The 15,064-nt window shown below is 43.1% G+C and carries 10 protein-coding genes; 6 read left to right on the plus strand and 4 right to left on the minus strand.

The window, feature by feature from the left end:
* Nucleotides 1-215: 215 nt before the first annotated feature.
* Together Q3A68_RS04710 and Q3A68_RS04715 are read right to left on the minus strand one after the other, a co-directional pair.
* A complete protein-coding gene (locus Q3A68_RS04710; protein WP_302899898.1) occupies nt 216-1,604 on the minus strand; it encodes an alpha-L-fucosidase in 1,389 nt (462 codons plus the stop codon).
* Between the two features lie 524 nt (nt 1,605-2,128).
* Nucleotides 2,129-4,420: a GH92 family glycosyl hydrolase gene (locus tag Q3A68_RS04715; RefSeq protein ID WP_302899899.1), complete on the minus strand. Its 2,292-nt coding sequence runs from the start codon at nt 4,418-4,420 to the stop codon at nt 2,129-2,131.
* A 295-nt stretch (nt 4,421-4,715) separates the two neighbouring features.
* Between Q3A68_RS04715 and Q3A68_RS04720 the strand changes: the two genes are divergently transcribed.
* The 6 genes from Q3A68_RS04720 (at nt 4,716) to Q3A68_RS04745 (ending at nt 11,533) form a co-directional block, all read left to right on the plus strand.
* Nucleotides 4,716-6,887: a prolyl oligopeptidase family serine peptidase gene (locus Q3A68_RS04720; RefSeq protein ID WP_302899900.1), complete on the plus strand. Its 2,172-nt coding sequence runs from the start codon at nt 4,716-4,718 to the stop codon at nt 6,885-6,887.
* A gap of 282 nt (nt 6,888-7,169) precedes the next feature.
* Nucleotides 7,170-7,760 (plus strand): LemA family protein, encoded by a 591-nt coding sequence (locus tag Q3A68_RS04725; RefSeq protein WP_302899901.1) that lies wholly within the window; start codon nt 7,170-7,172, stop codon nt 7,758-7,760.
* 85 nt (nt 7,761-7,845) lie between these two features.
* Nucleotides 7,846-8,280, plus strand: coding sequence for a TPM domain-containing protein (locus Q3A68_RS04730; protein WP_302899902.1), 435 nt, complete (start codon nt 7,846-7,848; stop codon nt 8,278-8,280).
* Nucleotides 8,281-8,292: 12 nt separating this feature from the next.
* Nucleotides 8,293-9,078 carry a TPM domain-containing protein gene (locus Q3A68_RS04735; RefSeq protein WP_302899903.1) on the plus strand — a complete coding sequence of 262 codons (786 nt, stop codon included), beginning with the start codon at nt 8,293-8,295 and terminating at the stop codon, nt 9,076-9,078.
* 128 nt (nt 9,079-9,206) lie between these two features.
* The gene (locus Q3A68_RS04740) at nt 9,207-9,755 is read left to right on the plus strand and encodes an NUDIX hydrolase (protein WP_302899904.1); all 549 of its coding nucleotides are present in this window, start codon (nt 9,207-9,209) and stop codon (nt 9,753-9,755) included.
* Between the two features lie 65 nt (nt 9,756-9,820).
* Complete coding sequence (locus tag Q3A68_RS04745; protein ID WP_302899905.1) at nt 9,821-11,533, plus strand: hypothetical protein; 1,713 nt, start codon at nt 9,821-9,823, stop codon at nt 11,531-11,533.
* Between the two features lie 57 nt (nt 11,534-11,590).
* Here Q3A68_RS04745 and dnaA read toward each other — a convergent pair whose 3' ends face one another.
* Together dnaA and Q3A68_RS04755 are read right to left on the minus strand one after the other, a co-directional pair.
* Nucleotides 11,591-13,015 carry a chromosomal replication initiator protein DnaA gene (gene dnaA, locus Q3A68_RS04750; protein ID WP_302899906.1) on the minus strand — a complete coding sequence of 475 codons (1,425 nt, stop codon included), beginning with the start codon at nt 13,013-13,015 and terminating at the stop codon, nt 11,591-11,593.
* A gap of 425 nt (nt 13,016-13,440) precedes the next feature.
* Entirely contained in the window at nt 13,441-14,988 is a 1,548-nt protein-coding gene (locus Q3A68_RS04755) for an acyl-CoA mutase large subunit family protein (RefSeq protein WP_302899907.1), read from the minus strand.
* Between the last annotated feature and the right edge of the window lie 76 nt (nt 14,989-15,064).

The following is a 15,064-nucleotide window of genomic DNA, read 5'->3' on the forward strand; positions in this document are numbered from 1 at the left end:
TAAATTTTACTCCATGCTTTCTGTTTTTTGCCATAAAAATGCCCCCAAATAGTGTCTAACTTTTTGGGGGCAGTGCAGTTGGGGAGGGCTTTTTGTTTATTTACCCTCCATCATTGCTTTGCTCGACATCTCTCCCTAAGTTTAGGGAGAGAATTTTTTAATTATATTACTCCTCCCCTGAATTCAGGGGAGGCCGGGAGGGGTAAAAGCGCTACCTAGCTCTTCTCATCATACACCCCAAACTCTGCAATCGACGCCTGGTGATCTGATTTCAATATCCGCATACGCACTTTGGTGCCGCTAACCCGGTCGAAGCGATTTATTTTTACACGCTTCCCGTTAACACCATCAAATATGGCTTTCCATGTACCATCGTGATAATACTCCAGCACATAATTGCTGATATTTGGTTTTTCTTCCGTAATGGCGATAGCATTGAAGGCAGTTTCTTTTTTGAAGTCGATCTCATACCATGGCTTATCTACTCTTGTATTCGATATCCACGATGTAGTAAAATCATCATCATTGGCAAAATCCATGATGTTCATGTCATCGCTCCAGCTCGAGTTACTTTGCTGATGTTTTGCCAGGTTATGCGAGATGATCGGCGCATCCAGTTTTGGCAGCGGCGCTTCCGGACCGGCATTTTTCCAGAGCTCACCTATCTTTTTTAATGTCGCCAGTGCATTATCGTCAAATTGCCCCTCACGATTTGGCGCTACGTTCAGTATAAAGTTGCAGTTTACATTATTTAATGGAACGATATCATCATTCACTAATTTGGCAGCGTCCTTGGTTGCTTCTGTCGGGAATGATGTTTTCCAGAACCAGCTTCCCTGTATCGGCAGACAGGCTAATGACGGCATCGTATTATGTTCTTTTGACACACGTTGGCCTGCACCCATCTCATAGGTTTTGATGTCTGTATAGAATATTCCCTCAGGCGGATATTTGGCACCATTTAAATCCATCAGCACACAATTAGGCTGAAGTTTTTTCACCAAAGTATATATTTCCTCAAATGGCACATCATCATAACTTATCCTGGACCAAGGCGCATCCCAGCCATCAATGATCAGCGCTTCTATCGGACCATAATTGGTCAGCAATTCGGTCAACTGTCCTTTTATCATTTGAATATCTGCGGGAGTGATAGCATTCGGACGAAGCTTATGGTGTGTATCCAGGATGGAATAATACAGCATCACTTTCAATCTATTCTTTCGGAAAGCATCCACAAACTGCCTCACCACATCCTTTTTATAAGGACTATGCATCACATTGTAATCGGTGGTCTTAGTATCCCAGATACAAAACCCGCTATGATGCTTGGTAGTCAGGCATCCGTAAGTCATATTGGCTGATTTTGCCGCCTTTGCCCATTGGTCGCAATCCAGTTTAGTTGGGTTAAAAATCTCCGGTTTTGCTTCCGGGTCGGCCCAATCCTGGTTCATATAGGTTGGGATATTAAAGTGAATGAACATCCCGAAACGTAAGTCAACAAATTGCTGTTGTAGTTGGGCTAACGGTTTTTGCTGGGCGTTTGCTGCAAAGCAAAAAACAGAAAGAAGGATTGATAGGAGGTTTCTGTGATTCTTAGTCATATTGAAATTTATGGAAAAATTTGATAACCTGTTCAGCTCTATTGCCGCTGTGGCTGTTACTTTGATACAAAGTAACCAAAAATCAAGTCTATTGACACTTGCTTCTTTGCGGCACAAGGCTTTTATCCTGCAATCAGAATAAACCACGGCTGCAATACTTTGCCCTACTCACGTTCGCACAGGCCACTACTTCAGCAAAGTTTGCTAATGCCTTTCCACTACACAGCCCGGCATTATTTTGTCTGATTTCGCCCGAAGCTGGTCTATTGACGCGGTTCATTTAGTACTATTAGTTTATTAAATGAATCCTAAACAAAAGAGCGCAGGGTTGACAGAAAAGCGGGCCGGGCGTATGACGTGAATGACGGTTTAGCTTTTGCAATCTGCGCAGCACGGAAAAAGTGTTAAGAACCGGCGGAGCGGGTGGAAGCTTTTTTCTGTCTTGACCTTTTTGTTACTTTTGGGTCAAGCCAAAAGTAACAAAACCTCCGTGGCAATTGAGCGGCCTGCACACCAATTGAATCCTACTTATGCTTAGAACCCATAAAGAACGTCATCTCTCCCCCATTCACAATATCACTATGCGATAAGAAAAATCCATTCAGCGCCTTACCATTTAGCACAATCTTTTGAATATACACATTCTTATCACCCTGGTTCTTTACATTAATAGTAAAAGCTTTACCATTATCCAGATTGATCACTGCCTTGTTCATCGCGGGGCTACCTATCGCATACTGATCTGAACCCGGTGCTACGGGGTAAAAGCCAAGTGTACTGAAAATATACCATGCGCTCATTTGCCCGGTATCGTCATTACCGCCTAAACCATCCGGAGCAGGTTTGTATTGCGCTTTCAGGATCATGCGGATTTTTTCCTGGGTTTTCCAGGGCTTGTCGGTCCAGTCGTACAGGTAGGCTACGTGATGCGATGGTTCGTTGCCGTGCACATAGTTACCGATGATACCGTCTTTGGTAATATCTTCGGTTTCGGCAAAGTATTTATCCGGCAGGTTATAGCTGAACAGGCTGTCGATATAAGTCACAAAGCGTTTGTTTCCGCCCATGGTCTGGATCAACCCTTTCGGATCATGCGGTACATACAATGTATAATTCCAGGCGTTACCTTCAATAAATCCCTGATTGATGGTGGTGAATGGGTCAAATGCTTTTCTGAATGTACCATCCATTAGTTTTGGATGCATAAAGCCCGATTTCGGGTCATACACATTCTTCCAGTTTTGCGAGCGTTTGATGAACTCCTCATAAATGTCCTGTTTGCCCAGTTTTTTGGCTAACTGCGCTATGCACCAGTCGTCATAAGCATATTCCTGGGTAGATGATACCGAGTTGCCATTCTTTTCATCCGGAATGTAACCCATATCCATATAATAACCTATCCCGGCATAATCACGGTGACGGGCAGTAGCCACACAAGCTTCCAAAGCTTTATTGCCATCAAATGGCGCATTACCTTTTATAACCGCATCAGCCAACACAGATACGCTATGATAACCGCTCATGCACCAGTTTTCGTTGCCCGAGTTGCTCCATATCGGCAGCATGTGCTCTGCGCTTTGCTCGTAATGGGCGATCATGCTTTGCACCATATCCGCGTTGCGTTTTGGATCGATGATATTGAATAGCGGGTGCAATGCACGGTGAGTATCCCAAAGCGAGAAGGTAGTATAATTAGTAAAACCCTCGGCTTTATGTACGTTCTGGTCTAAACCTTTATACTGACCATCAACATCCATATAAATGGTTGGATTGATCATGGCGTGATACATCGAGGTATAAAAGTTCTCCTTCTCCTCTTGTCCGCCCTCAATCACAATTTTATGCAGTTCGCTTTCCCATTGTGCCTGTCCGTCGGCTTTTACTTTTTCAAAATCCCATCCCGGGCATTCGGCCTGCATATTGGCCATTGCGCCATCCATACTCACCGGCGATAGTGCCATTTTTATTTTGATCTTCTCGCCTTCATTGGTTTTAAAATCGAAATAAGCTCTCAACTGCCTGCCTGCCGCTTCAGGGAAGTTTGGCGTACGGTTAAACTGTCCCCAGAAACCGCCGTAGACTTCGCGTTTGTCATATTTTTTATAACCATGTGCGATAAACGTCTTGCTGAACTTCATAGCGAAATACACCGTACGGGTGCGTGCCCAGCCATTGGTTGAGCGGTAACCGATCACTGTAGAATCATTCACCACCCTCAGATATGTCCACACATTTTTATCGGGATAATTATAAATGCCGGCCATCAGGTCGAGCACGATGTGTGCATTATCCGATTTCGGGAAGGTATATTGATGAAAGCCCACGCGGGTGGTAGTGGTCATCTCGGCCTGAATGTTATAATCATCCAGTTTTACTTTATAGTAGTTGGCTTCGCTTACCTCGTTGGCATGTGAGAACGCCGAGCGGTAGCCGCTGCCGGGTTTATCTGCCGTTCCAGGATTGAGTTTTAGTGTGCCTACAGTCGGCATCACCAAAAAGTCGCCTAAGTCGGAGTGGCCAGTGCCGCTGAAGTGTGTATGACTAAATCCAACGATGCTTTTATCATCGTACTGATAACCCGCACAGTAGCTATATACTTTAGGATCATAATGCCCGTCTTTTTCATAGCCCACAGTATCGGTTTCGGGACTTAGCTGCACCATGCCAAAAGGCACCGTAGCACCGGGGAACACGTGGCCCATGCGCTGCGTACCGATTATCGGGTGCACATATTGAACTAAATTGTCTGATTTTTTTGCTTGCGCCGATGCCAGGATGGGCAGGGCAGCCATTATTGAGAAAAATAGGCGTTTCATTGCGCCAAATATAACACGATTGTGAGATTATTCGGATTGTTGATGGATTTGTTACGATTAACTGTAACAGGTGTAACAAGTGTAAAGGGGTGACTCGTCCTGTAAAAGGGGTTTACACCTGTTACACATGTTACAGTCTGGTTAACGGCTTAATTGCCTTTTAATGCCACGTAACTCTGCTGCTGATTGTGCATAACTTAACGTAGTTTTACTATTGATTATCAACTATTTGTATACTAAATTTATACTACCTACCCCGCCTGGTTAATTATTAACTTCTTAAACCCTTTGTGTTATGAAAAAGTTGATCCTTCTAGCTATGTGCCTTTGTTTTCTCTCTGCATCCGCACAAGTAAAACTACCTGCAACCAAAACCGTCGACAGCACCGATACCTATTTTGGTGTCACGTACAAAGACCCCTACCGATGGCTGGAGCATATTAGAGATTCGTCCGTCGTAACCTGGTTTAAACAGGAAGCCGATTTCAGCAAATTCACGCTGAACAATATCTCAGGCCGTGATGAGCTGATAGCCGAATGGAAAAAGCTCGACAAACTGCAACCGGCACAGATCAATAGCAGGACGTACATGAAAGGGCGTATGTTTTACCGCAAAACCCTGCCCGGGCAGTCTGTTGGCAAGCTATACTATCGCGAAGGATTAAATGGTAAAGAGCAGCTATTATTTGATCCCTTAACCTACGCCAAAGGTAAAACATTATCTATTCAAAACTTTGTACCCAGCTTTGATGCCAAATATGTAGCCATTTCCTATACGGAAGGTGGCGCCGAGGTGGGCACTATAAAAATAATGGAGGTAGCCACCAAAAAATTCCTTAAAGACAAGCTTTACCCTACAGCCGGCGTTCAGGGTTGGAGTTTTGATAATAAATCGGTACTGTACATGTGGCTGAAAAGCGCCGACAATAAGGACCCTCAGGCCAGGTTGAATCCCAAAACCAAACTGCACACACTGGGTGGCAAAAATGATATTGACTTTTTCAGCAATGCCAGTTACCCCGAACTTAAGATAGAACCCAAAGCTTACCCGTTCATTTTTACAACCAATGATAACAGAAACTATGTTTTCTCAGGTGTAGGTACTGTTCAGCCCGAGCTTGAATTGTATTATGCGCCTATATCTCAATTCAATTCGGGGAAAATTCAATGGAAAACGCTATGCACTCCCAAAAACAAATTGGTACGCGGACTGGAGTTAGTTGGCGATAAAGTGTTTGCCATCACTTATGATGGGGCCAAAAACTATAAGCTGCTATCAACCGATTTAAAGCATGTAGATTGGGATCATGCCACAGTGATAGCCGAAGAAAAAAGTGACCTGACTCTTGAATATATCACCCATAGCCGGGATTATTTGTTTATGGTATACAGCGACGGGATAAATAATCATGTTTATAAATACAACGTTACAACAGGTAAAACGTCTGAGGTAAAATTACCATTTAGTGGTACCGCCGGGTTGTTTTGTGTGAACAATAAAACCAATGATTGTACCGTAGGGATCACTTCATGGACCAAGCCTTATACCGAGTTTGACTTCAACGCGATTAAAGAAGAGTTTACACCGGGCGTATTCAATAAAGCGCCTGTCTATCCCGACGCTTATAAAAACCTCGAGGTGAAAGAAGTGGAAGTTAAAGCGCACGATGGCGTAATGGTGCCGCTCTCCATCGTCTATAAAAAGGGCATTAAGCTTGACGGCAATAATGTTTGCCTGATGGATAGCTATGGGGCTTACGGTTATAGCATGGTGCCTTACTTTAGTTCGCTCGAGAATGCATTGGCCGTAAAAGGTGTAGTTATTGCCTATCCGCACGTAAGGGGTGGCAGCGAAAAGGGCGAAACATGGTACCGGGCCGGATATAAGGCCACCAAGCCCAACACCTGGAAAGATTTTAACAGTTGCGCCGAATACCTGGTAGCGCAGGGTTATACCAGTCCCGCCAGGTTGGCTGGGACAGGTACCAGCGCCGGAGGTATTTTAATAAGCCGCGCAATTACAGAGCGGCCTGATTTGTATGCTGCAGCTATCTGCAATGTTGGCTGTGCAAATGCCATGCGGTTGGAATTTAGCGCCAATGGGCCAGTGAATATCCCCGAGTTTGGCACCGTAAAAGACAGCGTAGAATGTAGGGCTCTTTATGAAATGGACGGCATGCAACACGTGGTAGCCGGCACCAAATACCCGGCAGTTATTTGCGTTACCGGTTGGAATGATCCGAGGGTAGTGCCATGGGAACCCGGGAAATTTGCAGCTGCCTTGCAAAATGCCTCAACATCGGGCAAACCTGTTATATTGAAGGTAAATTATGATGACGGGCACTTTACCGAAGACAAGAATGTAACCTGGGCCAACTTCGCCGATCAGTTTGCCTTTGTGCTATGGCAATGCGGGCATCCGGATTTTCAATTAAAGAGTGACAGGAGTGCGAGTGTGAATAAGTAACACTCGTTTCATTTTTACCCCTCCCAGCTCCCTAATTCCAGGGGAGGGGCTTTTGGCTTGGGTTCATTTACTGATTCTCTCTCTAAACTTGGGGAGAGATGGCGAGCGCAGCAACGACAAAGAGGGTAAAATTCAGCGCGAGTCCCGATATTAAGGAATCTCTCCCCAACACGGAGAGATTTTTTATGCTCCTACCAATCCTGCCAAAACGACAATTTGTAACAACGGTATGGGTTTTGCAATCAAAGTAGTAAATTCAACCTTTAATAAGAACATAAAAAAATGAAAACATCCTACATTGTTATAATTGTAATCGTTGCTATCCTGTTCATCGGTGGCTGTGGCTGCGTATCTAGTTACAATGGTATCGTAAGCCTCGACCAGAATGCACAGTCTAAATGGGGAACTGTTCAAACCGACTATCAACGTCGTGCAGATCTGGTTCCAAACCTGGTTGCTACTGTAAAAGGTGTAGCTAATTTTGAAAAAAGTACCTTGGTTGACGTAACCAATGCACGTGCTAAAGCTACTTCTATCCAGGTTGATCCGACCAAATTAACTCCTGAGACCATTCAAAAATTCCAGTCTGCACAAGGCGAATTGAGCACTGCATTAGGCCGCTTGCTGGTTGCATCCGAACGCTATCCCGAACTGAAAGCTACTGAAAACTTCAGCGGCCTACAGGCACAATTGGAAGGTACCGAAAACCGCATAGCTGTTGCAAGACGTGATTTCAACGAAGCAGTTCAGGCGTATAACACCAAGATCAAATCGTTCCCGACTAATATTATTGCCAAATTTGGCAGCTTTACCGAGAAGGGATACTTCCAGGCAGACGCTGCATCGGCAAATGCACCTAAAGTTCAGTTTTAATGAGCGAATGAGTGATTTAGTGAATGGGTGATTTAATAAAGCCATTTACTAACTCACTCATTCACTAAATCAATCATTATAAACCATGCCTATATTTAATGAGGAGGAACAACAGCGTATCCGAAGGGCGATAGAAGATGCCGAAAGGCACACTTCGGGCCAGATACGTGTTTGTATCGAAAAAAGCTGCAATGAAGAGGTACTCGACCGTGCAGCCAAATATTTCCACCAGTTGGATATGCACAAAACCAAGCTGCGTAATGGCGTATTGATCTATGTGGCTACTGTCGACCGTAAGTTTGCTATTATTGGCGATCGCGGCATCAATAAAACCGTCCCTGCCAATTTCTGGGACGAGGCCAAAGAAGATATGCTCAACCATTTTAAATATGGTGATTTGGTGGAGGGTATTGTTACCGGACTTAAAATAGCCGGCGATCATCTGCAAAAATACTTCCCACATCAGGCTAAGGGAGCTAACGAACTGTCGGATGATATCGCCTTTATGGATGGCGAATAAAAACTAAAGATCATGTTCAAAAAGATACTATTTATTACCTGTTTAATGCTATGCACACTGCTCGCATTCACACAGGAACTACCACCGAAACCCAATACACTGGTGACGGATTTTACCAATACCCTTTCGGATTCGGAACAACAGCAGTTGGAGCACAAACTGGTTGCCTTTGACGACTCTACCTCGACCCAGATAGCGGTAGTGATCATGAAATCGGTTGGCAGCTATGACATTAACGACTACGCACAACGGTTAGGTCGTGCATGGGGAATTGGTCAAAAAGGCAAAAACAACGGAGTTGTATTACTGGTAGCCATTGGCGACCGTAAAGTGGCTATCCAAACAGGCTATGGTGTGGAGGCGGTACTACCTGACATTGTAACACATGAGATCATTCAAAACGATATCCGGCCGAACTTTAAGGCAGGTAACTATTATGCAGGACTTGATGCAGGCACCGACGATATCATTAAGTACGTAAAGGGTGAATATAAATCCGACAAAAAACCACAACAACAGATAAAAAATGGTGGCAGCATAGCCATATTGATTATCATAATTGTGGTGATATTGATCATCGTTTTCCGCAACCGTGGCGGCGGCGGCCAGATCATTGACAGCCGTGGCGGTGCAAGTCCGTTCTGGTGGTTCCTGGGTGGTGCTTTGCTTGGTCGTGGCAGCGGCAGCGGCGGCTGGGGTGGTTTCTCTGGCGGAGATAGTGGTGGAGACAGCGGTGGTGGTTTCGGTGGCTTCGGCGGAGGTGACTTTGGCGGCGGTGGCTCAAGCGGAAGCTGGTAGTTTTTAATTAGTGATTGAGTGAGTTTGCGAATGAGTGATTTTAAGATTGATCTTTAATTTGCCTTGTAAATTCTTTAATCTTGCCCAATCACCAACTCACTCATTGGCTAATTCACTAATTGAACAAAATGAAACATCTTACCTGGAAAAAACTTTCCTCCCATTATATTCATAAAGGCCCATGGGCTACACTTCGAACTGATAAATGCATAATGCCAAACGGGCATCTGGTTGAGGATTACTACGTGCTCGAATACAGCAATTGGGTAAACGCCGTTGCTATTACCGAAGATAATAAAGTACTGATGGTGCATCAGTACCGCCATGCAGCTGAGATCGTTTCATTGGAGATACCTGGCGGGGTAATCGATCCGGGTGAAGAACCTCAACAAGCCATGCGCCGGGAACTACTGGAAGAAACAGGGTACCAGTTTGATGACTTCGAGTTGCTCACTGTTGTTTATGCAAACCCGTCTACTGCCAATAATCACACCTATTGCTATTTGGCCAGGGGTGGCAAGAAAGTGCAGGAACAACACTTGGATGAGCAGGAAGAAATTGTGGTAGAAGAATTCACCATTGCCGAAATAAAAGATCTTTTACTCAATAACAAAATAGCACAGGCACTGCATTGCACCGGGCTGTTTTATGCTTTGATGAGGTTGGGGGAGCTTTAAATCAGCTTTTGGGGATAATAATTTTTGCCTTAACTGTCCCCGATTTTACTAAATTGAGCAGTAATATGAAATTACTAACCTTATCATTTCTGGCAATTATATGCTCATGCTTAGTTTGCAGAGCACAACAACAAATCTACGAGCCTCAGTTATTAATATTGTCTCCGGGTAGTGTTACTTATGCTCCTGTATTACAGAAGGAGGTGAATACAAACGAGGCCAAACTCAAAACATTTGCAAAGCAAAAAATAGTACAGCCAATTCCCGACGGAACACCTGCCAACATTACATTAATGCAAAAAAGCTCGATTGATTTTTTAAAAAAAATCAATTTTGTTAAGCAAATCAGCCTGCTTTCTCAAGAATATCTCACCTATCGTTTTTACGAGAGGTTCCCAAATTGTCTGCTGCTTTTAAAGGATACAGTAGTGGAGGGCAAGTTGGGAAGCTTCCAAAAGGTTGCAGCATCAGCCCATACCGCTTATATTGTAAGCTTCCCAAAAGTTGATTTCTACAAAGAAAATGGCCAAAGTAAATGCAAAATGAAGGTTCAGCTTTATGAATTGCAATCAAACAGCCTACTTATTGATAAAGAATATATTGGCGATTTTAACAACCATGGTTTTGAGTTTACATGCGAGCAGGGCACCATTGGATGCACTATCAATAATGCTTTGTCACAAGCTTTGTCAGATGTGATCAGGGAGGCAGCATTAACTAATCCCACTTTGAAACGGGCAAGGACACTCGCAGAAGAAAGATCTGCTTATATTGAGTCTTCAATCTCTCACCAACCATTCGATGCTTCGCTCATTCGTAAGGTAATACCCGCAAATAGCTCTAAAATTGACCTTGATAATTTATATCAATGCTTTTATAATCGTGACAATACTCAATTTGTGGGATTTTTTATCAAAACTATTGAAAAGAACCCAAAAGGCTTACTAAGTGATAAAGAAGATAAGAATGTCAAAGTTATTACCTCAAAAGACATTCATGACAAAGACTATTTAAATCAATCACCTCAGACGTATGCTTATATAGTAAAAGGAGTTAGATATCAGGGTAAATGGTATTTTGAAAAATCAGAAGTAACCTATTTCGATGCTGAAAATCTAGAACGGGGTAAGCTTCAATATCTCAACAATCTGCAACAATGGGATTTTTTTGCTGATGATTCTGCAACACCTAGCCCGAATTTCTGGGAAGGTAAATTATTCAAAAAGATAGAAGATAAACGGAAAGATCCAAAGTGGGAAAAATATAAGCTCATGTGGGATACCGAAGAGCGTGAAAACCGGGATTATATTGGCATGAATGAAATGATTGCTAATAGTTTGAAGAATGATAAAGAGGAGGATAACCGGGTTTTCAAGGAAAAAATGATCAAAGATATTCTGCTGCCGTTTTACAAGGCTCAGATTCAGTCACATTCAAACCATATTATAAAATTGGAAGATACATCGGAGGATTTTTTATTGATATTCCCGAAAGACCGGCATGTGGTACTCAACCCGATCAGGATAACAAATGAAAATGGAATCACGACTGCCCGTTACTTCGTTTTGTTGCCCAATACCAAAGAGCTTTATGAATGGACACTTATAAGGCCGACACTTTTAAATGTTACCCACAATGAAAATCCTATAATATACGCGCTAAGTGCATTCACCATCTGGGACTATTCCTTTAAAACACTGGACGATGATGCCTTCTGGAACTATAAAGTGCTTGCTAAAGAAGGAGGTAACTATAAATACCTCACTAAAATAAAATAAGAAGCCGTCTCATAACTAGTTTATGAGACGGCTTCTTTCAATATCGCTAGAGTCGGATTACGACATTTTAAGCTTCTTTTGAATATCAGCTACGTAGCCTTTAAATTTCTTGTCAGTATCGATCAAGTCTTCAACTGTCTGGCAGGCGTAGATCACTGTTGAGTGGTCGCGACCACCGAAGAAGCTGCCAATAGATTTCAGCGAGCTTTTGGTATGAGCCTTTGCCAGGTACATGGATATCTGACGGGCCTGAACGATCTCGCGTTTGCGGGTTTGAGATTTTACCATTTCGATAGGCACCTCAAAATACTCACACACCAGGCTCTGGATATACTCCATCGAGATTTCTTTGGACGAATTTTTTACAAAGTTCTTCAGCATTTGTTTCGCCAGGTTCAGGTCGATCTCCTTGCGGTTAAGGGTCGATTGTGCCAACAGAGATACCATGGCACCTTCCAGTTCACGCACGTTGTTATCAATGTTGTGGGCTACATATTCCACCACATCATTTGATAACTCGATACCATCCTGGTAAATCTTATTTTTAAGGATCGCCATACGGGTTTCCAGGTCAGGAACCTGCAAATCGGCTGATAATCCCCATTTGAAACGTGATAATAGGCGTTCTTCCAAACCAGCCAGATCCTTCGGCGCTTTATCTGATGTAATGATCAGTTGTTTGCCGGACTGGTGAAGGTGATTGAAAATATGGAAGAAGAAATCCTGTGTTTTTTCTTTACCGGCAAAGTTGTGCACATCATCCATGATCAGCACATCAATAGCCTGGTAAAAGTTTACGAAGTCGTTAATGTTATTGTGCTTAAGTGCGTCCACAAATTGCTGAGTGAACTTTTCGCATGATACGTATAGCACCAGTTTATCCGGTAGCTTTACGCGAATTTCGTTACCTATAGCTTGCGCCAGGTGAGTTTTACCCAAACCAACACCGCCATATATCATCAATGGGTTGAACGAGGTACCACCCGGTTTTGCTGCTACGGCATAACCGGCAGAACGGGCCAAACGATTACAATCACCTTCAACAAAGTTTTCGAAGGTGTAGTTTGGATTCAATTGCGGATCTACATTCAGTTTTTTCAAGCCTGGTATCACAAAAGGATTTTTGATGTCCTTATTTATTGATATAGGAACAGGCATGGATTGATTTTTCGTTTCGGCACCATTGCCGGTAGACGGCATATTGGTGGTGTACGGTTTACTCGATGATTGCTCTACTACAATATTATACTCGAGGCGTCCTTCTTCTCCAAGCTGCTTCTTTATCGTTTTACGCAGCAGACCTACATAATGTTCTTCCAGCCATTCGTAGAAGAACAAACTTGGTACTTGTATCGTCAGGACGCTTCCTTCCATACGCAAGGCCTTGATTGGTTCGAACCAAGTCTTATAGCTCTGCGCCGGGATATTGTCTTTAATGATTTGAAGGCAGCTATTCCAAACGTTTGTACAAGTTTTATCCATATATATTTTATTAAAATCTTGATTCTCACCCCCTCAGCGACAAATCAAAAGGGGCTGTTACGGAACATCGAATATTCAAAAAAAAACCTATTTAAAAAATTAAATTTTAAAATTTTATCTAATTAATTCACCTTTAATTAACACTTAACATTGCATTTTTTTAAGGAAAAATCTTATATTCTGCACATTCCACAGAATATTGCTTCCTTGCATTGCTAAGGCATCTTTTTCATTTCCGCCGCGCAACTCACGCACGTTATCAACATATGTTTATACTGTTTACGTTAACAGATACTTAATTGTTTGGCAAAAAATATCAGATAATAACACCTTTTAAAAATCCTGTTTCAACAAGATAATAATTTTTTCTGAGAAATAGTAATCAGATATTCATCTGATTTAATACCGCGGTTTGTCAGAATTGTTCAGTATTCGCCAAACACGGCGCGGAGGATATTGGCAATTTCGCCGAGGGTGGCATAATTTTCTACTGCGGTTAATATATAAGGCATCAGGTTGGCCGACCCTTTTGCAGCATTCCCTAATTGCTGAAGTGCCTCCTGTACAGCTTTACTATCACGCGAAGCTTTGAGCACATTCATCTTATCGATCTGCATTTTTCGGATAGAATCATCTACACGGAAAATATTTTCGGCAGGTGCTTTCTCCTGGACAAAACGGTTTACACCAACTATCACCCGTTCGCCGCTCTCAATCTCGTTCTGATATTCATAGGCTGACCGTGCAATCTCTTGTTGAATGTAGTCCTGCTCAATGGCTTTCACTGCACCACCCATTGCGTCTATCTTATCTATATATAATTGTGAAGCTTTTTCCAGTTCATTGGTCAGCTCTTCTATAAAATAAGAACCGGCAAGTGGGTCGACAGTATCAGTTATACCACTTTCAAAAGCGATGATCTGTTGTGTACGCAAAGCTATTTTGGCTGCGGCCTCTGTTGGCAGCGACAACGCCTCATCGTAACCATTGGTATGCAGCGATTGCGTTCCGCCCAACACCGCCGCCAATGCCTGGTTGCTTACACGCACTATATTATTCATCGGCTGCTGTGCAGTCAACGTCGAGCCTCCGGTTTGGGTATGAAACCTTAATTTTTGTGCGCCGGGATCAGTCGCACCCAGTTCCTTGGTAATGTGTGCCCACATCCTGCGTGCTGCCCTGAATTTGGCAATCTCCTCGAAGAAATTGTTATGGCAATTAAAAAAGAAGGACAATCTTTTGGCAAATACATTAATGTCCAAACCCTTATCTAAAGCAGCTTTCAAATATGCCTTACCATTAGCCAAAGTAAAGGCCAGTTCCTGTACGGCAGTTGATCCCGCTTCGCGAATATGGTAGCCTGATATAGAAATTGTATTCCATTTGGGTACCTCTTTGCTGCAATACTCAAACACATCGGTGATCAGCCGCATGGACGGGCCAGGTGGATAAATATAAGTGCCGCGTGCAGCGTACTCCTTCAATATATCATTCTGTATAGTGCCCGATAGTTGTTTCAGATCGGCGCCCTGTTTTTTTGCTAACGCGATGTACATTGCCAGCAAAATGGAAGCTGTTGCATTGATGGTCATAGAAGTGGTAATATCCTTTAGCAGGATACCATCAAACAGCACCTCAATATCTTTTAATGAATCAATAGCCACACCCACCTTACCTACTTCGCCATCGGCAAAGTCGCTATCCGAGTCATATCCGATCTGCGTAGGCAGATCGAAAGCTACTGACAGTCCCATTGTACCCTGGCTAAGTAGATAATGGTAACGCTTGTTGGACTCTTCAGCAGTTGAAAATCCCGCATACTGGCGCATTGTCCAGGGTTTGCCGCGGTACATGTCCTTCTGAATACCGCGTGTAAACGGAAATTCACCAGGAAGCTCATTCATCGCCGATGGCTGGCAATAAACTTCCTTTATCTCGATCCCTGAAGTGGTGGTGAATTTTTTACCAGACATCTTTTTTGATTTGAAAATTTGAGCATGTGCTAATTTGAAAATGATTTGATATGATTGAATTATCCATTTTCAAATC

The organism is Mucilaginibacter tolerans, from assembly GCF_030519375.1.
Lineage (GTDB): Bacteria > Bacteroidota > Bacteroidia > Sphingobacteriales > Sphingobacteriaceae > Mucilaginibacter.

What these genes read in the sequence shown, in the direction of transcription:
- Q3A68_RS04720 (WP_302899900.1), top strand. Translation starts at nt 4,716, where the DNA reads ATGAAAAAGTTGATCCTTCTAGCTATGTGCCTTTGTTTTCTCTCTGCA.
- Q3A68_RS04755 (WP_302899907.1), bottom strand. Translation starts at nt 14,988, where the DNA reads ATGTCTGGTAAAAAATTCACCACCACTTCAGGGATCGAGATAAAGGAA.
- Q3A68_RS04735 (WP_302899903.1), top strand. Translation starts at nt 8,293, where the DNA reads ATGTTCAAAAAGATACTATTTATTACCTGTTTAATGCTATGCACACTG.
- Q3A68_RS04725 (WP_302899901.1), top strand. Translation starts at nt 7,170, where the DNA reads ATGAAAACATCCTACATTGTTATAATTGTAATCGTTGCTATCCTGTTC.
- dnaA (WP_302899906.1), bottom strand. Translation starts at nt 13,015, where the DNA reads ATGGATAAAACTTGTACAAACGTTTGGAATAGCTGCCTTCAAATCATT.
- Q3A68_RS04710 (WP_302899898.1), bottom strand. Translation starts at nt 1,604, where the DNA reads ATGACTAAGAATCACAGAAACCTCCTATCAATCCTTCTTTCTGTTTTT.
- Q3A68_RS04740 (WP_302899904.1), top strand. Translation starts at nt 9,207, where the DNA reads ATGAAACATCTTACCTGGAAAAAACTTTCCTCCCATTATATTCATAAA.
- Q3A68_RS04715 (WP_302899899.1), bottom strand. Translation starts at nt 4,420, where the DNA reads ATGAAACGCCTATTTTTCTCAATAATGGCTGCCCTGCCCATCCTGGCA.
- Q3A68_RS04730 (WP_302899902.1), top strand. Translation starts at nt 7,846, where the DNA reads ATGCCTATATTTAATGAGGAGGAACAACAGCGTATCCGAAGGGCGATA.
- Q3A68_RS04745 (WP_302899905.1), top strand. Translation starts at nt 9,821, where the DNA reads ATGAAATTACTAACCTTATCATTTCTGGCAATTATATGCTCATGCTTA.